A 20,429-nucleotide genomic window follows, 5' to 3' on the forward strand; every position below is an offset into this window, starting at 1 on the left:
TGTAACTTAAATAAGATAAGACAGGGCAAAGTATGGCGAGACGTATTCTGGTCGTAGAAGATGAAGCTCCAATTCGTGAAATGGTGTGCTTCGTGCTCGAACAAAATGGCTTCCAGCCGGTTGAAGCGGAAGATTATGACAGCGCGGTGAACCAGCTGAATGAACCCTGGCCCGATCTGATTCTGCTTGACTGGATGTTGCCCGGCGGCTCCGGACTGCAGTTTATCAAACACCTGAAGCGTGAAGCGCTGACCCGCGACATCCCGGTTGTGATGCTCACGGCGCGCGGAGAGGAAGAGGATCGCGTGCGCGGTCTGGAGACCGGCGCGGACGATTACATTACTAAACCTTTCTCTCCGAAAGAGCTGGTTGCCCGCATTAAGGCCGTCATGCGCCGTATTTCGCCGATGGCGGTGGAAGAGGTGATTGAGATGCAGGGCCTGAGCCTTGATCCTACGTCACACCGCGTGATGACCGGCGAAAATCCCCTCGACATGGGGCCTACCGAATTTAAACTCCTGCACTTCTTTATGACCCATCCGGAACGCGTTTACAGCCGCGAGCAGTTGCTGAATAACGTCTGGGGAACTAACGTGTATGTCGAAGACCGGACGGTTGACGTACATATCCGCCGCCTGCGAAAAGCGCTGGAACTGAGCGGCCACGATCGCATGGTACAGACGGTCCGCGGCACGGGTTATCGTTTCTCGACCCGTTTCTGAACAATGACAGGAGTGTGACGCGTGCTGGAACGTCTGTCATGGAAAAGGCTCGTCTTTGAACTGATCTTATGCTGTATTCCGGCCCTCCTTCTGGGGGCCATTATTGGGCACCTGCCGTGGTTTCTGCTGGCGGCGGTTACCGGGCTGTTAGTCTGGCATTTCTGGAACCTGCTTCGTCTCTCCTGGTGGCTGTGGGTTGACCGCAGTATGACGCCGCCGCCGGGAAGCGGCAGTTGGGAGCCGCTGCTGTACGGCCTGCACCAGATGCAGATGCGTAATAAAAAGCGCCGTCGCGAGCTGGGAAGCCTGATCAAACGCTTTCGCAGCGGCGCAGAGTCGCTGCCGGATGCGGTGATCCTGACGACAGAAGAAGGAACTATTTTCTGGTGTAACGGGCTTGCGCAACAGCTGCTGGGCCTGCGCTGGCCGGACGATAATGGTCAGAACATCCTCAACCTTCTGCGCTATCCCGAGTTCACGCTGTATCTTAAAAAGCGTGATTTCACCCGTCCCCACAATCTGAAGCTGAATAACGGCCGCCATCTGGAAATCCGCGTGATGCCCTACAGCGATCGCCAGTGGCTGATGGTGGCGCGCGACGTGACCCAGATGCACCAGCTGGAAGGGGCGCGTCGTAACTTCTTCGCCAACGTCAGCCACGAGCTACGCACCCCGTTGACCGTGCTGCAGGGCTACCTGGAGATGATGCAGGAGCAAACCCTGGAAGGCGCGCCGCGTGAAAAAGCGCTGCATACGATGCGCGAGCAAACGCACCGTATGGAAGGGCTGGTGAAGCAGCTGCTGACGCTGTCGAAGATTGAAGCGGCGCCGTCGCTTGCGCTGAATGACACCATTGATGTGCCCATGATGCTGCGCGTCGTCGAGCGTGAAGCGCAGACGTTAAGCCATAAAAAACATCAGCTGACCTTTGACGTCGACAATACGCTGAAGGTGCTGGGCAGCGAGGATGAACTGCGTAGCGCCATCTCCAACCTGGTGTACAACGCGGTAAACCATACGCCGGAAGGGACGGATATCGTGGTGCGCTGGCAGCATACGCCGGCAGGCGCCGAGTTTAGCGTGGAGGATAACGGGCCGGGGATCGCCCCGGAGCATATTCCGCGCCTGACCGAGCGCTTCTACCGGGTGGATAAAGCGCGATCGCGGCAGACGGGGGGGAGCGGCCTGGGGCTGGCGATTGTGAAACACGCGGTGAATCACCATGAAAGCCGTCTTGATATCCAGAGTACCCTGGGTAAGGGAACCCGCTTCAGTTTCGTTATCCCGGAACGATTAATTGCCAAAAAAAGCGCCTGACGGCAGGCGTGTCATTTTACCTTTCCACGGGTCAGCAATCGCTGGCCCGTTTGCTTTGCAGTCAAGCGAAACGCGTGTGAATTTTATACGGTTGGCTGTTTTTTGTTCGCATGATTAGCCATGGGTTTTTCCTATAATTAGCGCATTGTTCTGGTGTGCGTTTTCATACTGGCATATTGTTCTGGTTTTGCGATCCCTCCTTGCCTTTAAACGTTATAAGCGTTTAAATTGCCCCCCAGATACTGTCAGACCGACTGTATTTGCGTGGTAAATCGAAAAACTATTCTTCTCCACGCCAGGACGGGAGCATTTCCCGCTGAAATTGAGCAAATTTTCGGCTGTATCGTCCCGTCAGGGAAATCGAAAATCTCAACGTTTTCAACACCACATCCACAGGCAGTAAGGTTTTATGACCCATCACTTAAAATCGCGTGACATTATCGCGCTGGGCTTTATGACATTTGCGCTGTTCGTTGGCGCAGGCAACATCATTTTCCCTCCAATGGTTGGCTTACAGGCGGGTGAACACGTCTGGACCGCCGCGTTTGGTTTCCTGATTACTGCCGTGGGTCTGCCGGTACTGACCGTTATCGCGCTGGCGAAAGTCGGTGGCGGCGTGGATAGCCTCAGCACCCCGATTGGCAAAGTGGCTGGCGTTCTGCTGGCAACCGTCTGCTATCTGGCCGTTGGTCCGCTGTTTGCTACCCCGCGTACCGCGACCGTTTCCTTCGAAGTGGGTATCGCCCCGCTGACCGGCGACGGCGCGATGCCGCTGTTCATCTACAGCCTGATTTATTTCGCCATCGTTATTCTGGTTTCCCTCTATCCGGGCAAGCTGCTGGACACGGTCGGTAACTTCCTGGCGCCGCTGAAAATTGTGGCGCTGATCGTGCTGGCCGTGGCGGCCATCATCTGGCCAGCCGGCCCGATTAGCGACGCGATGGATGCCTATAAAAACGCCGCGTTTTCTAACGGCTTTGTGAACGGCTACCTGACGATGGATACGCTGGGCGCGATGGTGTTTGGTATCGTTATCGTTAACGCCGCGCGTTCCCGCGGCGTGACCGAAGCGCGTTTGCTGACCCGCTATACCATCTGGGCTGGCCTGATGGCCGGTGTGGGCTTGACGCTGCTGTATCTGGCGCTGTTCCGCCTGGGCTCCGATAGCGCGATGCTGGTCGATCAGAACGCGAACGGTGCGGCTATCCTGCACGCTTACGTTCAGCACACCTTCGGTGGGGCGGGCAGCATGCTGCTGGCGGCGCTGATCTTCCTGGCGTGTCTGGTAACCGCGGTTGGCCTGACCTGCGCCTGTGCAGAGTTCTTTGCGCAGTATCTGCCGCTCTCTTACCGTACCCTGGTGTTTATCCTCGGCATCTTCTCCATGGCGGTGTCTAACCTCGGTCTGAGCCACCTGATTCAGGTCTCTATTCCGGTGCTGACGGCGATCTATCCGCCGTGCATCGTGCTGGTGGTGCTGAGCTTCACCCGTCCGTGGTGGCATAACTCCTCACGAATTATTGCGCCAGCCATGTTTATCAGCCTGATTTTTGGTATCCTTGACGGGATTAAAGCATCAGCGTTCGCTGAAATTCTGCCAGCCTGGACACAGCGTCTGCCGCTGTCCGAGCAGGGCCTGGCCTGGCTGATGCCTACCGTTGTTGCACTGGTTCTGGCGGTTATCTGGGATCGTGCTGCAGGGCGTCAGGTCGCATCGAACGCTCATTAATCAACGGCAACAAACTGTTTAACCACGGGGCTTAAGGCCCCGTGGTTTTTTGTTTTTTTCGTGTTGAATGGCAAGATTTAAATGGAAAGCACTAACAAACTTAAACGTGGATTGAGCACGCGCCACATCCGCTTTATGGCGCTGGGCTCTGCTATCGGCACCGGTCTTTTTTATGGCTCGGCAGATGCCATCAAAATGGCCGGTCCAAGCGTTCTGCTGGCGTACATCATCGGCGGCGTGGCGGCGTATATCATCATGCGCGCCCTCGGCGAAATGTCGGTTCACAACCCGTCTGCCAGCTCCTTCTCCCGCTACGCGCAGGAAAACCTCGGCCCGCTGGCCGGGTTTATCACCGGCTGGACCTACTGCTTTGAAATTTTGATTGTGGCGATTGCCGACGTAACCGCATTCGGCATCTACATGGGCGTCTGGTTCCCGGCGGTGCCGCACTGGATCTGGGTGCTGAGCGTGGTGTTGCTCATTTGCGCCGTCAACCTGATGAGCGTGAAGGTGTTCGGCGAGCTGGAGTTCTGGTTCTCCTTCTTCAAGGTCGCGACCATCATCATCATGATTGTGGCCGGTTTCGGGATCATCATCTGGGGGATTGGCAACGGCGGCCAGCCGACCGGCATTCATAACCTCTGGAGCAACGGCGGCTTCTTCAGCAACGGCTGGCTCGGGATGGTTATGTCGCTGCAGATGGTAATGTTCGCCTACGGCGGCATCGAGATTATCGGCATCACCGCCGGGGAAGCGAAAGATCCGGAGAAGTCCATTCCGCGCGCCATCAACTCGGTACCGATGCGTATTCTGGTGTTCTACGTGGGGACGCTGTTCGTGATTATGTCCATCTACCCGTGGAACCAGGTGGGCACTAACGGTAGCCCGTTTGTTCTGACCTTCCAGCATATGGGCATTGCCTTTGCTGCCAGCATTCTGAACTTTGTGGTGCTGACCGCGTCGCTTTCCGCGATCAACAGTGACGTCTTTGGCGTGGGGCGCATGCTGCACGGCATGGCGGAGCAGGGCAGCGCGCCGAAGGTGTTCGCGAAAACTTCACGCCGCGGCACGCCGTGGGTGACGGTAGTGGTGATGACGGTGGCGCTGCTGTTCTCGGTTTACCTGAACTACATCATGCCGGAGAACGTCTTCCTGGTGATTGCGTCCCTGGCGACCTTCGCGACCGTGTGGGTGTGGATCATGATCCTGCTGTCGCAGATTGCCTTCCGCCGCCGTCTGTCGCCGGATGAGGCGAAAGCGCTGAAGTTTAAAGTGCCGGGCGGGGTGGCGACGACCGTGGTCGGGCTGATCTTCCTGGTGTTTATCATTGGCCTGATTGGCTACCACCCGGATACCCGCATTTCTCTGTACGTGGGCTGCGCGTGGATCGTTCTGCTGCTGATCGGCTGGGTGTTTAAGTGCCGCCGTGACCGCCAGCTGGCGGAAGCACAGTAATATCCATTTTCCCTCTCCCCGTGGGAGAGGGGATTTTTGCCTCATCCCCCGTCCTCCTCCCCCAATAAATCACGTCATGGTGAGCTATCCTTAACCACCCTGTGGCAAGGTGACGTCAATTTCATCAGAGGGGATTCGTGATGTTAAACGCCTGGCACCTTCCGGTTGCCCCATTTGTTAAGCAAAACAAAGACAACCTTGTGATTACGCTCTGGCTGGCGGGGGAAAATCAGCCGGAACGCGTGACGCTCCGCGCCGAAATTGATAACGAAGAGACCGGGCTGAAAATGCACAAGCTGCGCAGCCAGCCTCAGCCGGGGATTACGGCGTGGCGGGCAAATATCGATTTGCGCAGCGGGCAGCCGCGCCGCCGTTACAGCTTTAAGCTTTTGTGGAACAACCGCCAGCTGTGGTTTACCCCGCAGGGATTTAGCCGTTTCCCTCCCGCGCGGCTGGAGCAGTTTGCCGTGGATTATCCGGATAACGGCCCGCAGTGGGTTAACGATCGGGTCTTTTACCAGATTTTCCCGGACCGCTTTGCGCGCAGTGAAAAACGCACCGCCGGCCAGGACACGGTCTATTACCATCATGCCGCCGGTCACGACATCATCCTGAAAAAATGGGATGAACCGGTGACGGCGCAGGCGGGCGGCTCGACGTTCTACGGCGGCGATCTCGACGGCATCAGTGAAAAGCTGCCGTACCTGAAAAAACTCGGCGTGACGGCGCTGTACCTCAACCCGGTGTTTAAAGCCCCGAGCGTACATAAATACGATACCCAGGATTATCGTCACGTTGATGAGCAGTTTGGCGGCGACGAGGCGCTGCTGCGCCTGCGTGAGAACACGCAAAAGGAGGGGATGCGCCTGATCCTGGACGGCGTGTTCAACCACAGCGGCGATTCGCACGCGTGGTTTGACCGTCATAACCAGTCGATGGGCGGGGCGTGCCATAATCCGGACTCGCCGCAGCGCGACTGGTACAGCTTTAACGAGGAGGGGCGCGCGCTGGACTGGCTGGGCTACCCAAGCCTGCCTAAACTGGATTTCCAGTCGCCAACGCTCGTGAATGAAATCTACGGCGGCGAAGACAGCATCGTCCGCCACTGGCTGAAGGCGCCGTGGAACATGGACGGCTGGCGTCTTGACGTGGTGCATATGCTCGGTGAAGCGGGCGGGGCGCGAAATAACCTTCAGCACGTGGCCGGGATCGCGCGTTCGGCGAAAGCGGCCCAGCCGGAGGCGTTTGTCTTTGGCGAACATTTTGGCGACGCGCGCCAGTGGCTGCAAAACGATGCCGAAGATGCGGCGATGAACTATCGCGGCTTTACCTTCCCGCTGTGGGGATTCCTGGCTAACACCGATATCTCCTACGATCCGAACCATATTGACGCCGAAACCTGCGCAGCGTGGATGGATAACTATCGCGCTGGCCTGTCGCATCAGCAGCAGCTGCGGATGTTTAACCAGCTCGATAGCCACGACACCGCGCGTTTTAAATCCCTGCTCGGCAAGGATGTGGCGCGTCTGCCGCTGGCGGTCACCTGGCTCTTCACCTGGCCGGGCGTGCCGTGCATTTACTACGGGGACGAAGTGGGGCTGGACGGCAACAACGATCCGTTCTGCCGCAAAACCTTCCCGTGGGAGGCAGAGAAACAGGACAAGGTGTTGTTTAGCCTGTACCAGCGGCTGGCGAAACTGCGCAAGCAGAGTCTCGCCCTGCGCTACGGCGGCTGCCAGGTGGCGTACGCCCACGATAACGTGGTGGTCTTTGTCCGCGTCTATAACCAGCAGCGCGTGCTGGTGGCGATTAACCGGGGCGAGGCCTGCGAAGTGGTGCTGGATGATTCGCCTCTGCTTAAGGTGGCGAGGTGGACGAACAAAGAGGGCAAGGCGACGATACAGGATGGCGTGCTGGCGCTGCCTGCGGTATCCGCGACGGTCTGGCTCGGCAGCTAATGCGCTAATGTTTCCACCTTTTAAGATGGCGCAAATGCAACGATTTGTGTCAATCTTAACGGATCGTTTACGGTGAAGGTGGAAACATGGACGAGCTTTACATCCTTGGCTGTTTATTCCTGGTTTTTGCGCTGCTGGTTGCGCCCGTGCTTGCGGTTATCGGGTTTAATCGAAGCACGGCGGCGCAGCAGGAGATCGCCCGGCTACGCCAGCGCATTGAGGCGCTTGAGCAGCGCGGTGCGGCTGAGATAGCGCCGGAGCCAGAACAGGTGCAAGCGGCCACTCCGGCGGTTGAGGCCGCGCCGGTGGCTGAGGACGCGCCCGCGCCTGTCGATCCCTGGCGTCCCGAAACTCCCACAGCCGAGGCAAAACCCGCTCCGGCCTCTGCGCCTGCGGCTAAACAGCCTTCTGCCTTTGGCGGCATTGTGACGTCGCTGACGCGCTGGTTTATGCAGGGCAATCCGCTCGCGAAGCTTGGCATTCTGCTGCTTTTCCTCGGCCTCTCTTTCCTGCTGCGCTATACCGTTGAACACTCCCTGTTCCCGCTTGAGCTGCGCCTGGTGGCGACGGCGCTGTTTGCCATCGTGCTGCTGGCGGTTGGGTGGCGGCTGCGGCACAAGCAGCCTATCTACGCGCTTATCTTACAGGGCGGGGCGACGGGCATTCTTTACCTGACGGTCTTCGGTGCCTTCCGGCTCTGGCAGATGCTGCCGATGACGCTGGCCTTTGCGCTGCTGGTGGTGATTTGCGCCGCGAGCGTCGGGCTGGCCGTCCTGCAAAAGGCGCTGAGCCTTGCCATGCTGGCGAGCCTGGGCGGGTATCTTGCGCCGCTGCTGCTATCTACCGGGGGCGGCAGCTTTGTGGCGCTGTTCTCCTTCTATCTCCTGCTTTCCATCGGCATTCTCGCCATCAGCATCTGGCAGCACTGGCGCGAGCTTAACCTGCTCGGGCTGCTCTTTACCTTTGGCGTGGGCGGCCTGTGGGGGCTGAGTGATTACCAGCCTGAAGACTATTGGATCTGCCAGCTGTTCCTGATTGCCAATACGCTGATATTCGGCGTGCTGAGCGTGGCGCTGTCGCTGCGGGCGCAGGAGAAAGGGAAGCAGATTATTGACGGCGTGCTGCTGTTTGCCCCGCCGCTGATAGGCTTCGGGATGCAGTACGGCATGACCCGGCACTGGGAATATGGCCCGGCCCTGAGCGCGCTGGGATACGGGGCATTTTATCTTGCCCTCGCGTTCCTTGCGCTGCGCCGCTATCCGTCCATCGGGCGACCGCTGGTGATGGCGGCGCTGGCTATCGGCGGAGGGTTTGCCACGCTTGCGATTCCGCTGGCGCTCTCCGCGCGCTGGACGGCAATGGCCTGGGCGCTGGAGGGGCTGGGCATCCTCTGGCTGGGCATGCAGCAGAACCAGCGGCGCATGAGCTATAGCGGGACGGCGCTGCTGGTGCTGGCGCTCGGCAGCGCGCTGTGGGCGCAGATGAACGGCGTGACCTCGCTGAGCCTGCTGCTTATCTTCGCCATCCTCAGCCTTTGCTGGCTGGCTGCGGCCTGGCTGTGGCGGAACATCTTTCTGCCGGTTAGCTGGGCGCTGCTGGCAGGCGGGCTGCTGTTCTGGCTCGTGGCGCTATTTGGCGCGTCGCGGCTGGTGTTGAAGCAGGAATTGCCAGTTCTGGCTTGCGTGCTGGCGCTGACGGCGGCGTCGGTCTGGGGCTGGCGGCAGGCTGCCGCTCGTCTGGCGTGGCGGGAGCTGGATGCCAGCAAATGGCTGCTGTGGCCGCTGATGCTGCTGATGGTGGGCTATCAGCTCTCGCACCAGCAGATGTTTGCCGCCGGCTGGTCAAATCTGGCCTGGGGTATTGCGCTTCCTGCCGCGCTGATGCTGCTGCGGCGCGACGGCGCCCGTTTAGCGCCGCGCGTCTCTGGAGGGCTGCATCTGTCGCTGTTCTGGATGATTTTACTGGCGCTGGCGGCGGAGCTTTACTGGTTTGCCCAGTCGCTGCCGTGGGGCATGGCGGCCTGGGGCAGCGGGCTGGCGATGGCCGCAGGCGGCGGGATGATCGTGGCGCTCTCTGCAGTGGTGCGTCGTCGCGGGTGGCCGTTCCGGGAGTGGCCCGCGCTTTACGCGTGCATAGCACCGATCCCCGCGATCGCGGCGCTGCTGGTATTGCTGGTGGTGACCAATTTCCAGGACGGCGTGGTTTATCGTCAGACCTGGCTGCCGCTGGTGAACCCGCTTGAGGAAGGCGCGGCGTTCGCGCTGCTGGGGCTGGTGGTCTTTTACCGGGCGGTGGATCGCTACTATCCGGCATGGCTTGCGCAGGCCCGTCCGTGGCCTGCCGTCGCGATTATGGCGTTTGGCTTCTGGTGGCTTAACGGCGCGCTGATGCGCGCCCTGGCCTGGTACGGCGACGTGGCCTGGAATACGGCATCGCTGTGGGATTCGCGGCTGATCCAGACCGCGTTTGCCCTCTTCTGGATGCTGAGCGCGCTGGTGATCATGGTCCACGCCACCCGCCGGGCCTCCCGTCAGGAGTGGCTTGGCGGCGCCGCGCTGCTGGGTGTGGTGATGGTTAAACTGATGCTGGTGGACAGCGCGGGCGGAGGCGGTCTGTCGCGCGCGGTGGCGTTTATCGGCGTGGCAATACTGGTGCTGATCGTGGGGTATTTCTCGCCGCTACCGCCCAAAACAGGAGATGAAAAATGAAATGGATGAAAGCGGTATTATGTACCGCGCTGCTGGCGCTTGCAGGCCCGGCGCTCTGCGACGAGGTACAAACGGAATCGCCCCGGGACTATGCCTTTGGCCGCTCGCTGAATACGTCTGCTCCCTCCCAGTGGTATCGGGTGACGTTGCCGCTCGCCGTCTATGCGCAGAGCACGTCGCCGGATCTGCATGACGTTCGCGTCTTTAATCAGTCGGGCGAGCCGGTCCCCTTCAGCCTGGTCACCGCGACGCGCCCGCAGGCGGCAGCGCAATCCACGGCGCTGCGCCTCTTTCCTCTGGACGCCTCACCGCTTGCGCCTGCGCGAGGGGATGGGGAGAGCGATAAGATCCTGCTCCGTTCCGGAAACGGCGTCGAGATTGTGCTGGAGGGGCAAAAAGCCGCCGCAGCCGGGCAGCATTACCTGCTGACCCTGCCGGAGCAGGCTACGGGTGAGGTGGCTTTGTCCCAGCTGCAGCTGCTCTGGAATACCCCGCAGACGCCGTGGCAGGGAACGGCGTCGGTCTATTACAGCGACGATCTTAAGCGCTGGTATAGCCTGCGTGAGGATATGCCGCTGCTGGACGTGGTGAGCGGGCAGGATCGTCTTAAGCTCGACAGGATCGATACCGATATCGTTTTGTCTCCCGATACGAATCGCTATCTCCTGGTCGTGCTGAATGCCCAGAGCCAGGGGGTGACCTTAACCGGCGTTAACGCGATCAGCGCCCCTGCGCGGGCGGCGCCGGACGCGATCGATCTTGAAGGGGTAGGGGAGCAGCTATCGACAAGCGAAGCGCAGTGGCGCTGGGCGCGTCCGCAGCCGCTGAGCGCTGTCAGCATCTCACTGAACGGCGACGGCGTCCTTCCCGTCGAGATAGCGTGGCGGAGTTCGGATAAAGACACATGGCACCCCCTGAAAAAAGAGGTTCTTTACCGTCTGGAGGGGAAAACGTCTCCACCGGTTTCGCTTAACGGGGGCCTGGTGCAGGCGGTGAAGATCGCGACGCTGAATGCGCGTCTGCCGGAATACCTGCCGAGCGTCACCGGGCATCGCGACCGCTATGACCTGGTGTTCAACGCGCAGGGAAAAGCGCCATACGTGCTTGCCTGGGGCAATGGCGCTGCAAAGCCTGCCAGCGTGGAGCCTGACATGCTGATCCCAGCCGATCTGCGCAAAACCTATGATATGGCGAACCTGCCGCAGGCCGACATTCTGGATGATGTCGCGTTAGGCGGCGAGGGGCGTCTGACCGCGACCTCTGCGTCCGAGCGGGAGAGCCGGATGAACGCGCTGCTGGTGTGGGGCGTGCTGATTGCGGGCGTAATTCTGCTGGCGGGCATGGCCTGGCGCATCTGGCGAGAGACGCAGCGTAAGCCATAAAAAAAGGCCCGCATCAGCGGGCCTCTTTCGTAAACCGTGCCGATTACAGGCTGGATACGTTCTCGGACAGGTATTTAGCTACGCCGTCTGGGGAAGCAGCCATACCTTCTTTACCTTTTTCCCACTGAGCCGGGCACACTTCGCCGTGCTCTTCGTGGAACTGCAGCGCGTCAACCATGCGCAGCATTTCGTCGATGTTACGACCCAGCGGCAGATCGTTCACAACCTGGTGACGAACGATGCCGTTTGCGTCGATCAGGAAGGAACCGCGCAGCGCAACGCCAGCGTCCGGATGTTCGATACCGTAAGCCTGCTGGATTTCGCGTTTGATGTCCGCAACCATTGCGTATTTCACCGCACCGATGCCGCCGTTTTCGACAGGGGTGTTACGCCATGCGTTGTGTACAAATTCAGAGTCGAAGGAGACGCCAACCACTTCCACGCCACGCTTCTGGAATTCTTCATAACGTTTGTCGAACGCGATCAGCTCAGACGGGCAAACGAAAGTGAAGTCCATTGGCCAGAAGAACAGAACGGTCGCTTTACCGTTGGTGTGCTGTTTGAAGTTGAAGTTTTCAACGATTTCACCGTTGCCCAGAACTGCTGCAGCTGTAAAATCCGGAGCCGGACGAGTTACCAGAACCATATGATTCTCCTGTAGATACTAAGGTTATTTGGAACGCAACGCGAGCCAGTATAGAGAGTGTTCATGGATAAGACAAAGAGGTGGCGACAATCGTTCCGCCAGCTTTTACCTATCAATGTGAATTCTGTTACAGCTGTTTGTTTTTCGCCTGCACCATCATGCGCGGATAAAACTGCCAGAATTGGCTCTCCAGCGCATCGTAATGTTCATCCAGGTCATACCATGAGTCGCGCAGCGCGTCCAGCCGCGGGCGGCGGCTCGCCATCCCATTCAAGACATTCTGGATAAAGTCCATCTCGCGATAACGCTCCAGCCAGCGCTCCGACCACAGGTAGTTATTCAGATTCACAAAGCGCGGCGGCGAGTCGGGCAGAATTATCGACACCTGCTGGCGGGCGTAGCGCACAAACGCCGGCAACGGCATCTCCGGCGAGAGCTGTTCCCAGTGACGAGACAGGAAGTGGTCCCACATCACGTCGAGCGTGATCGGCGCAACGCGGCGCGTTTCAGGGCGAAACCACGCTTTTGCTTCCGTCACCTCGGGCAGGTTATCGGTGATGACATCAATGCGGCGGTGCATAAAAATCCCGTCGACAACCTCGGGGGAATACGCTTCAGCGGGGTTGCCGCGCACGAAATCGGCCAGCAAATTGCCGGAAAGGGAGCTGTCAGCGAGGTGTGCCAGATGCAGGTGAGCGAGAAAATTCATGCGTTTTATTTGTCCAGTGGCGGCTAGTTGTTGCAGCAAAAGGGTGTGAGCACTAGACTATGCCGCCTGTTTTTAAGTCACGAGTATACGTCATGCGCGTCGCCGATTTCTCCTTTGAACTACCTGAATCCCTGATTGCTCACTATCCCATGCCTGAGCGCAGCAGCTGTCGCTTACTGTCACTGGATGGGCCAACGGGCGAGCTGACGCACGGTACTTTCACCGATTTGCTCGACAAGCTCAACCCTGGCGATCTGCTGGTCTTTAACAATACCCGCGTGATCCCGGCGCGCCTGTTTGGCCGTAAGGCCAGCGGCGGCAAGATTGAAGTGCTGGTTGAACGTATGCTCGATGATAAACGTATTCTGGCACATATTCGCGCCTCTAAGGCACCGAAGCCGGGCGCGGAGCTGCTGCTGGGCGATGACGAAAGCATCAAGGCGACCATGACCGCGCGCCACGACGCGCTGTTCGAGGTGGCGTTCGACGACGAGCGCACGGTGCTCGACATCCTGAACGCCATCGGCCATATGCCGCTGCCGCCGTACATTGAGCGCCCGGACGAAGAGGCCGACCGCGAGCTGTACCAGACCGTCTACAGCCAGAAGCCTGGCGCGGTCGCGGCGCCGACCGCGGGCCTGCACTTTGATGAACCGCTGCTGGAAAAACTGCGCGCGAAGGGCGTGGAGATGGCGTTTGTGACGCTGCACGTCGGCGCGGGCACCTTCCAGCCGGTGCGCGTGGACAGCATTGAAGACCACATCATGCACTCCGAGTATGCCGAAGTGCCTCAGGATGTTGTGGACGCGGTGCTGGCGGCGAAAGCGCGCGGTAGCCGCGTCGTGGCCGTCGGTACGACGTCCGTGCGCTCACTGGAGAGCGCCGCGCAGGCGGCGAAAAACGGTTTGATCGAGCCGTTCTTTGGCGATACGCAGATCTTTATCTACCCGGGCTATCAGTACAAAGTGATTGACGCGCTGGTGACCAACTTCCATCTGCCTGAATCGACGCTGATTATGCTGGTTTCCGCGTTTGCGGGTTATCAGCATACGATGAATGCCTACAAGTCTGCGGTAGAACAAAAATATCGCTTTTTTAGCTACGGGGACGCGATGTTTATCACGTACAATCCGCTGGCTTTGAATGAGCGTGTCGGGGAATAAGTCCGCGGCACCGGAATAATGTGTTGGACTGTTTTTCTGGCACAGAGGAATAAAAATGAAATTTGAACTCGATACCACCGATGGCCGCGCGCGTCGCGGTCGCCTGGTGTTTGATCGCGGCGTGGTGGAAACCCCCGCGTTTATGCCTGTGGGCACGTACGGCACCGTAAAAGGGATGACGCCGGAAGAAGTTGAAGCCACTGGCGCACAGATTATCCTCGGCAATACCTTCCACCTGTGGCTGCGCCCGGGTCAGGAGATCATGAAGCTCCACGGCGATCTGCACGATTTTATGCAGTGGAAAGGCCCGATCCTGACCGACTCCGGCGGCTTCCAGGTCTTCAGCCTTGGCGATATCCGCAAGATCACCGAGCAGGGCGTACACTTCCGTAACCCGATCAACGGCGATCCGATTTTCCTCGATCCAGAAAAGTCGATGGAGATTCAGTACGATCTCGGCTCTGACATCGTAATGATCTTCGACGAATGTACGCCATACCCGGCAGAGTGGGACTACGCGAAACGCTCTATGGAGATGTCTCTGCGCTGGGCGAAGCGCAGCCGCGACCGTTTTGACTCCCTGCAGAACAAAAATGCGCTGTTTGGCATCATTCAGGGCAGCGTTTACGAAGATTTACGCGATATCTCTGTTAAAGGTCTGGTAGAGATAGGCTTTGATGGCTACGCTGTCGGCGGTTTGGCTGTGGGTGAGCCGAAGGAAGACATGCACCGCATTCTGGAGCACGTCTGCCCGCAAATCCCGGCGGATAAACCACGATACCTGATGGGTGTGGGTAAACCCGAAGATCTGGTGGAAGGCGTACGTCGCGGCATTGATATGTTCGACTGCGTGATGCCAACCCGCAACGCGCGTAACGGCCATCTGTTCGTTACCGATGGCGTGGTGAAAATCCGTAACGCGAAGCATAAGAGTGACACCAGCCCGCTCGATTCCGAGTGCGATTGCTATACCTGTCGCAATTATTCTCGCGCGTATCTGCATCATCTCGATCGCTGTAACGAGATTTTGGGCGCGCGTCTCAATACGATTCATAATCTTCGCTACTATCAGCGCTTAATGTCTGGTTTACGCAAGGCTATCGAAGAGGGTAAATTAGAGAGCTTCGTGACCGATTTTTACCAACGTCAGGGGCGGGATGTTCCACCGTTGAACGTTGATTAATATTAATAATGAGGGAATTTGAATGAGCTTTTTTATTTCTGATGCGGTAGCGGCAACAGGTGCTCCGGCGCAGGGCAGCCCGATGTCTCTGATCCTGATGCTGGTTGTGTTCGGTCTGATCTTCTACTTCATGATCCTGCGCCCACAGCAGAAGCGTACCAAAGAGCACAAAAAGCTGATGGACTCCATCGCGAAAGGCGATGAAGTGCTGACCAACGGTGGCCTGGTCGGTCGCGTAACCAAAGTGGCTGAAAGCGGCTACATTGCTATCGCCCTGAACGACACCACTGAAGTGGTTATCAAACGTGACTTCGTAGCTGCCGTTCTGCCGAAAGGCACCATGAAGGCGCTGTAATCCCAACTTTTCCCAAAGGGAACTGCCGTGTTAAACCGTTATCCTTTGTGGAAGTACATCATGCTGGTCGTCGTGATTATCGTCGGCCTGCTGTACGCGCTTCCCAACCTGTATGGTGAGGATCCGGCTGTTCAAATCACTGGCGCGCGCGGTGTCGCCGCCAGTGAGCAAACGCTGATCCAGGTCCAGAAAACGTTACAAGAAGAAAAAATTACCGCTAAGTCTGTGGCTCTGGAAGAGGGTGCAATTCTTGCTCGCTTCGACACCACCGACACGCAGCTCCGCGCTCGCGAAGCGCTGATGGGCGTGCTGGGTGACAAATATGTCGTGGCGCTTAACCTTGCTCCTGCAACCCCTCGCTGGCTGGCTGCGCTGAACGCAGAGCCAATGAAGCTGGGTCTTGACCTGCGTGGCGGCGTTCACTTCCTGATGGAAGTGGATATGGATACCGCGCTCGGCAAGCTGCAGGAACAGAATATCGACAGCCTGCGCAGCGATCTGCGCGACAAAGGCATCCCATACACTACCGTGCGTAAAGAAGATAACTACGGCATGAGCATCACGTTCCGCGACAGCGCGGCGCGCGATCAGGCTGTAGATTACCTGACCCAACGTCACCGTGACCTGGTGATCACCTCTCAGGGCAGCAACCAACTGCGCGCGGTGATGACCGATGCGCGTCTGAAAGAAGCGCGTGAATATGCCGTTCAGCAGAACATCAACATTCTGCGTAACCGTGTGAACCAGCTGGGCGTAGCTGAGCCGCTGGTACAGCGTCAGGGTGCTGACCGTATCGTGGTTGAACTGCCGGGTATCCAGGATACCGCGCGTGCTAAGGAGATCCTCGGTGCGACCGCGACGCTGGAATTCCGTCTGGTAAACTCTAATGTCGATCAGTCCGCCGCGGCGTCTGGCCGTATTCCGGGTGACTCCGAAGTGAAACAGACCCGCGAAGGTCAGCCGGTTGTGCTGTACAAACGCGTGATCCTGACCGGTGACCACATCACCGACTCCACTTCAAGCCAGGATGAGTACAACCAGCCGCAGGTTAACATCTCGCTGGATAGCGCGGGTGGTAACATCATGTCTAACTTCACCAAGGACAACATCGGCAAACCGATGGCGACCCTGTTCGTGGAGTACAAAGACAGCGGTAAGAAAGATGCAAACGGCCGTGCTGTGCTGGTGAAAGAGGAAGAGGTGATTAACATCGCCAACATCCAGTCTCGTCTGGGTAACAGCTTCCGTATTACCGGTATTAACAACCCGAACGAAGCGCGTCAGCTCTCGCTGCTGCTGCGTGCTGGTGCGCTGATTGCGCCAATTCAGATTGTTGAAGAACGTACCATTGGTCCAACTCTGGGTATGCAAAACATCCAGCAGGGTCTGGAAGCGTGTCTGGCCGGTCTGGCTGTCTCTATCCTCTTCATGATCTTCTTCTATAAGAAGTTTGGTCTGATTGCGACCTCCGCGCTGATTGCGAACCTGGTGCTGATCATCGGCATTATGTCCCTGCTGCCGGGGGCGACGCTGACCATGCCGGGGATTGCGGGTATCGTTCTGACCCTTGCGGTGGCGGTCGACGCCAACGTACTGATTAACGAGCGTATAAAAGAAGAGTTGAGCAACGGTCGCTCTGTTCAGCAGGCGATTGACGAAGGCTATAAAGGCGCGTTCAGCTCCATCTTCGATGCGAACGTAACAACACTGATTAAGGTTCTTATCCTGTATGCAGTGGGTACTGGCGCGATCAAAGGCTTTGCGATTACCACCGGTATCGGTGTCGCAACGTCAATGTTTACCGCTATTGTCGGCACCCGTGCCATCGTGAACCTGCTGTACGGCGGCAAGCGCGTCAAAAAGCTGTCTATCTGAGGAGTGCGTTGTGGCACAGGAATATACTGTTGAACAATTGAACCACGGCCGTAAAGTCTGGGACTTTATGCGCTGGGACTACTGGGCCTTCGGCATTTCAGGCTTACTGCTGATTCTGTCCATCATCGTTATGGGCGTGAAAGGCTTTAACTGGGGGCTGGATTTCACCGGTGGTACGGTCATCGAGATCTCCCTGGAAAAACCGGTCGATATGGACCAGATGCGCCTGTCTCTGCAGAAAGCGGGCTTTGAAGAGCCGCTGCTGCAGAACTTCGGCAGCAGCCGCGACATCATGGTGCGTATGCCGCCGGTGCACGATGCCAACGGCAGCCAGGAGCTGGGCAGCAAGGTCGTACAGGTCATTAACGAGACCACCAGCCAGAGCGCGGCGGTCAAGCGTATTGAGTTCGTCGGCCCGAGCGTGGGTGCGGACCTGGCGCAAACCGGCGCCATGGCGCTGCTGGTGGCGCTGATCTCCATCCTGGTTTACGTTGGTTTCCGCTTTGAGTGGCGACTGGCGGCCGGTGTGGTTATCGCCCTGGCGCACGACGTGGTGATCACCATGGGCATACTGTCTCTGTTCCACATTGAGATTGACCTGACCATCGTGGCATCCCTGATGTCCGTAATCGGTTACTCACTGAACGACAGTATCGTGGTATCTGACCGTATCCGTGAAAACTTCCGTAAGATCCGTCGCGGCACGCCGTACGAAATCTTTAACGTGTCGTTGACCCAGACGCTGCACCGTACCTTGATCACATCCGGTACCACCTTAATGGTGATCCTGATGCTGTTCCTGTTCGGTGGCCCGGTGCTGGAAGGCTTCTCGCTGACCATGCTGATCGGTGTCTCCATCGGTACAGCGTCGTCAATCTACGTCGCGTCAGCCCTGGCACTGAAACTGGGCATGAAGCGCGAGCACCTGCTCCAGCAGAAAGTCGAGAAAGAAGGGGCGGATCAGCCGTCCATTCTGCCGTAAGGCGACGTTTAGCGCGTTATCGGAATCCCGGTCTTTTGGCCGGGATTTTTTTATCTGCTCCTGACAAACACTCCTGACAGTATGCTGTCAGGAGCCCTGCCGTAGACTCCTTCTGAACCCAAACAACAGGCAGGAGGATGTATGAAAAGCGTAATTAACTGGTTTGAAATTCCGGTCTCGGATATGGATCGCGCCATCAAATTTTATGAGCCGGTGATGCAGCTCGCGCTGCGTCGCGAGAAAATGGACGTGGCTGAACTGGCGGTTTTCCCGCATGAGGATCCGTATACCGGGGGGGCGCTGGCAAAATTTGACGGCGTTACGCCGTCTTTGCAGGGCGCTATTATTTACCTGCATACTGACAACCTGGCGGCCACGCTCGATCGCATTGCCTCTGCGGGCGGCGAGTGCGTGTTTGGCCCGCTGGAACTGCCGCACGGTATCGGCACTATCGCACTGTTTACCGACAGCGAGGGTAACCGCGTCGGCCTTCATCAACCTGCCTGAGAGCGAATGACGTTATGACCCGACGCGCTGACCGTTTGTTTCAGATTGTGCAGATCCTGCGGGGCAGGCGTCTGACAACGGCAGCGCATCTGGCGGAGCGGCTTGGCGTGTCCGAGCGCACGGTCTACCGCGATATCCGCGACCTGTCGCTTTCCGGCGTGCCGGTGGAGGGCGAGGCGGGAAGCGGATATCGCCTCATGTCGGGCTTTGACCTGCCGCCGCTGATGCTGACAAATAAGGAGTCCGAGGCGCTGATGGTCGCGATTCGCCTGCTCAAAACCTGGGGTGGGGAATCGCTGTCGCGCGAGCTGGAGTCGGCCCAGGAAAAGGTGCTGGCTATCCTGCCCGAGGAGAGCCGCCGGAAGGCGGAGCAGACGCGGATCTACGCCCCGGAATTCTGCATGCAAAGCCACTCCCGCAGCGATTTTGACATGATCCATCAGGCGATTTCCGCCCAGCGCGTGCTGGCGCTGCATTATCGTGATGAAGCCGGTCAGCTCTCAAAGCGTGAGGTGCAGCCGCTGGGGCTGTTTTTCTGGGGGGAGCGCTGGCTGCTGGCGGCGTGGTGTGAACGGCGCGATGATTATCGCTGTTTCCGGCTCGACCGGTGTCTCAATATAGTGATGACGGAGAGGCGGTTCAGCGAGAGTGCGGACAGGTCTTTGGCGGATTTTTTGCGGAAAGTTAAGCAGTAAAAAGCCGGGTGGCGAGGTAAAAGCAAAACGGCAATGTCTATTGCCGTTTTTAGTGTTTGTTCCCTCTCCCTGTGGGAGAGGGTCAGGGTGAGGGCATCAGCCCGCACGGTCCCGCACTGATTAGAAGTTATAACCCACGACCAGGTAACCACCCCAGCCGGTAGAACGGACGCTGAAGTCGCCGTTACCGAAGTTCAGGCTCGCGTCGTCGTTCCACTGGCCACCGTTGTGCCAGTAACGCGCAACTACAGAGTAGTGCCAGTGATCGTAGTTCAGCGCCAGGATGTGGCTGGAGGCGATGGAATCGTTGGTACGCGCTTTCTTGCCGTTCAGGTCACGGAAATCGTCGTCGCCCAGGTCTGAACCCCAGTCAAAGTTGGTGAAGCCGATGTAGCTCAGATTACCGCCCCACAGCTGGGTAATTGGCACAAAGTATTTCACTTTGAAACGGTAGCCGTCCCACTCGTTTTCATTCGCAGCGCCGTAGTTCTGCCACTGGTATTTCGCGTACACGTTCAGGGACAGGCTCATTGGCAGGCCGGTGTCGATGTCGGTACCCAGACCCATATACCAGGTGCTCTGACGACCGGATTTATTGCGGCCCATGTCGTAGATATAGTTGTTCGCGAAGTACCACTCTTTAAACGGACCAAACGCCAGGCTGGTACCGGTCAGCTTGTCGATGGAGAAGCGCGGTTCGATCTCCATGAACAGTGGGGAACCGTGGTTCCAGATACCTTTCGCATCGGTGTTACCACCGAAGAATACAGGTGCATCCATATAGCCGTAGAAATCAAACCAGTCTTTCTTGGCGAACGCTTCGTATTCCAGGTAGGTATCGTTGCGGATCTGTGGTCCGAAACGGGTGTGGTAGCTGCCTACCACGTTAACGCTCTGGTGCCACCAGTCGGAGAGGTATTGTGGTTTCTCGTTTTCCGCTGCGTTAACAGTGAAAGAGGAGGACAGTGCCAGAACTGCACCGGCTGCGAGTAATGTTTTTTTCATAATCATGCCACTGATTGAAATTCCCTTCCGGGAGTGAA

General features: G+C 58.0%; 17 protein-coding genes. 14 read left to right on the plus strand and 3 right to left on the minus strand.

The genetic code is table 11. The features are described 5' to 3' along the window. Positions 1-32 precede the first annotated feature (32 nt). The 7 genes from phoB to OSH03_RS16320 all read left to right on the plus strand — a co-directional run bounded on the left by phoB (position 33) and on the right by OSH03_RS16320 (position 11,271). Complete coding sequence (gene phoB / locus OSH03_RS16290) at positions 33-722, plus strand: phosphate response regulator transcription factor PhoB (RefSeq protein WP_008503265.1); 690 nt, start codon at positions 33-35, stop codon at positions 720-722. A gap of 21 nt (positions 723-743) precedes the next feature. Further along, positions 744-2,039: a phosphate regulon sensor histidine kinase PhoR gene (phoR, locus tag OSH03_RS16295; protein WP_253540899.1), complete on the plus strand. Its 1,296-nt coding sequence runs from the start codon at positions 744-746 to the stop codon at positions 2,037-2,039. Between the two features lie 409 nt (positions 2,040-2,448). Further along, on the plus strand, positions 2,449-3,768 hold the full coding sequence (brnQ, locus tag OSH03_RS16300) for a branched-chain amino acid transporter carrier protein BrnQ (RefSeq protein ID WP_061099062.1): 1,320 nt from the start codon (positions 2,449-2,451) through the stop codon (positions 3,766-3,768). An 81-nt stretch (positions 3,769-3,849) separates the two neighbouring features. Then, positions 3,850-5,223 carry a proline-specific permease ProY gene (gene proY, locus OSH03_RS16305; RefSeq protein ID WP_028012135.1) on the plus strand — a complete coding sequence of 458 codons (1,374 nt, stop codon included), beginning with the start codon at positions 3,850-3,852 and terminating at the stop codon, positions 5,221-5,223. A gap of 140 nt (positions 5,224-5,363) precedes the next feature. Further along, on the plus strand, positions 5,364-7,181 hold the full coding sequence (gene malZ, locus OSH03_RS16310; protein WP_266179590.1) for a maltodextrin glucosidase: 1,818 nt from the start codon (positions 5,364-5,366) through the stop codon (positions 7,179-7,181). A gap of 86 nt (positions 7,182-7,267) precedes the next feature. Next, positions 7,268-9,889, plus strand: a complete 2,622-nt coding sequence (locus OSH03_RS16315; RefSeq protein WP_266179591.1) for a DUF2339 domain-containing protein — start codon at positions 7,268-7,270, stop codon at positions 9,887-9,889. Beyond that, positions 9,886-11,271 carry a DUF3999 domain-containing protein gene (locus OSH03_RS16320; RefSeq protein ID WP_266179592.1) on the plus strand — a complete coding sequence of 462 codons (1,386 nt, stop codon included), beginning with the start codon at positions 9,886-9,888 and terminating at the stop codon, positions 11,269-11,271. The genes OSH03_RS16315 and OSH03_RS16320 overlap by 4 nt, the downstream gene beginning before the upstream one ends. 43 nt (positions 11,272-11,314) lie before the next feature. Here OSH03_RS16320 and OSH03_RS16325 read toward each other — a convergent pair whose 3' ends face one another. After that, positions 11,315-11,917: a peroxiredoxin C gene (locus OSH03_RS16325; protein WP_003859113.1), complete on the minus strand. Its 603-nt coding sequence runs from the start codon at positions 11,915-11,917 to the stop codon at positions 11,315-11,317. Positions 11,918-12,044: 127 nt separating this feature from the next. After that, complete coding sequence (gene acpH, locus OSH03_RS16330) at positions 12,045-12,626, minus strand: ACP phosphodiesterase (RefSeq protein ID WP_061099057.1); 582 nt, start codon at positions 12,624-12,626, stop codon at positions 12,045-12,047. A gap of 92 nt (positions 12,627-12,718) precedes the next feature. On the opposite strand from acpH, the gene queA reads away from it, so the two are divergent. The 7 genes from queA to OSH03_RS16365 all read left to right on the plus strand — a co-directional run bounded on the left by queA (position 12,719) and on the right by OSH03_RS16365 (position 19,386). Next, entirely contained in the window at positions 12,719-13,789 is a 1,071-nt protein-coding gene (gene queA, locus OSH03_RS16335; protein WP_028012140.1) for a tRNA preQ1(34) S-adenosylmethionine ribosyltransferase-isomerase QueA, read from the plus strand. 55 nt (positions 13,790-13,844) lie between these two features. Then, complete coding sequence (gene tgt / locus OSH03_RS16340; protein WP_266179593.1) at positions 13,845-14,972, plus strand: tRNA guanosine(34) transglycosylase Tgt; 1,128 nt, start codon at positions 13,845-13,847, stop codon at positions 14,970-14,972. Between the two features lie 22 nt (positions 14,973-14,994). Further along, positions 14,995-15,327, plus strand: coding sequence for a preprotein translocase subunit YajC (gene yajC, locus OSH03_RS16345; protein ID WP_000007630.1), 333 nt, complete (start codon positions 14,995-14,997; stop codon positions 15,325-15,327). Between the two features lie 27 nt (positions 15,328-15,354). Continuing rightward, positions 15,355-17,202, plus strand: coding sequence for a protein translocase subunit SecD (gene secD, locus OSH03_RS16350; protein ID WP_071888278.1), 1,848 nt, complete (start codon positions 15,355-15,357; stop codon positions 17,200-17,202). Positions 17,203-17,212: 10 nt separating this feature from the next. Then, complete coding sequence (gene secF / locus OSH03_RS16355) at positions 17,213-18,184, plus strand: protein translocase subunit SecF (RefSeq protein ID WP_028012143.1); 972 nt, start codon at positions 17,213-17,215, stop codon at positions 18,182-18,184. Positions 18,185-18,325: 141 nt separating this feature from the next. Further along, positions 18,326-18,691: a VOC family protein gene (locus OSH03_RS16360; protein WP_061099054.1), complete on the plus strand. Its 366-nt coding sequence runs from the start codon at positions 18,326-18,328 to the stop codon at positions 18,689-18,691. A gap of 14 nt (positions 18,692-18,705) precedes the next feature. Beyond that, entirely contained in the window at positions 18,706-19,386 is a 681-nt protein-coding gene (locus tag OSH03_RS16365) for a helix-turn-helix transcriptional regulator (protein WP_061099053.1), read from the plus strand. A gap of 120 nt (positions 19,387-19,506) precedes the next feature. Here the strand turns inward: OSH03_RS16365 and OSH03_RS16370 are convergent, their stop codons facing one another. Then, on the minus strand, positions 19,507-20,391 hold the full coding sequence (locus OSH03_RS16370) for a nucleoside-specific channel-forming protein Tsx (RefSeq protein ID WP_028012146.1): 885 nt from the start codon (positions 20,389-20,391) through the stop codon (positions 19,507-19,509). Positions 20,392-20,429 lie beyond the last annotated feature (38 nt).

The sequence above is a fragment of the Enterobacter nematophilus genome, from assembly GCF_026344075.1.
GTDB lineage: Bacteria > Pseudomonadota > Gammaproteobacteria > Enterobacterales > Enterobacteriaceae > Enterobacter > Enterobacter nematophilus.

What these genes read in the sequence shown, in the direction of transcription:
- phoB (WP_008503265.1), top strand. Translation starts at nt 33, where the DNA reads ATGGCGAGACGTATTCTGGTCGTAGAAGATGAAGCTCCAATTCGTGAA.
- brnQ (WP_061099062.1), top strand. Translation starts at nt 2,449, where the DNA reads ATGACCCATCACTTAAAATCGCGTGACATTATCGCGCTGGGCTTTATG.
- proY (WP_028012135.1), top strand. Translation starts at nt 3,850, where the DNA reads ATGGAAAGCACTAACAAACTTAAACGTGGATTGAGCACGCGCCACATC.
- malZ (WP_266179590.1), top strand. Translation starts at nt 5,364, where the DNA reads ATGTTAAACGCCTGGCACCTTCCGGTTGCCCCATTTGTTAAGCAAAAC.
- OSH03_RS16315 (WP_266179591.1), top strand. Translation starts at nt 7,268, where the DNA reads ATGGACGAGCTTTACATCCTTGGCTGTTTATTCCTGGTTTTTGCGCTG.
- OSH03_RS16320 (WP_266179592.1), top strand. Translation starts at nt 9,886, where the DNA reads ATGAAATGGATGAAAGCGGTATTATGTACCGCGCTGCTGGCGCTTGCA.
- OSH03_RS16325 (WP_003859113.1), bottom strand. Translation starts at nt 11,917, where the DNA reads ATGGTTCTGGTAACTCGTCCGGCTCCGGATTTTACAGCTGCAGCAGTT.
- acpH (WP_061099057.1), bottom strand. Translation starts at nt 12,626, where the DNA reads ATGAATTTTCTCGCTCACCTGCATCTGGCACACCTCGCTGACAGCTCC.
- queA (WP_028012140.1), top strand. Translation starts at nt 12,719, where the DNA reads ATGCGCGTCGCCGATTTCTCCTTTGAACTACCTGAATCCCTGATTGCT.
- tgt (WP_266179593.1), top strand. Translation starts at nt 13,845, where the DNA reads ATGAAATTTGAACTCGATACCACCGATGGCCGCGCGCGTCGCGGTCGC.
- yajC (WP_000007630.1), top strand. Translation starts at nt 14,995, where the DNA reads ATGAGCTTTTTTATTTCTGATGCGGTAGCGGCAACAGGTGCTCCGGCG.
- OSH03_RS16360 (WP_061099054.1), top strand. Translation starts at nt 18,326, where the DNA reads ATGAAAAGCGTAATTAACTGGTTTGAAATTCCGGTCTCGGATATGGAT.
- OSH03_RS16365 (WP_061099053.1), top strand. Translation starts at nt 18,706, where the DNA reads ATGACCCGACGCGCTGACCGTTTGTTTCAGATTGTGCAGATCCTGCGG.
- OSH03_RS16370 (WP_028012146.1), bottom strand. Translation starts at nt 20,391, where the DNA reads ATGAAAAAAACATTACTCGCAGCCGGTGCAGTTCTGGCACTGTCCTCC.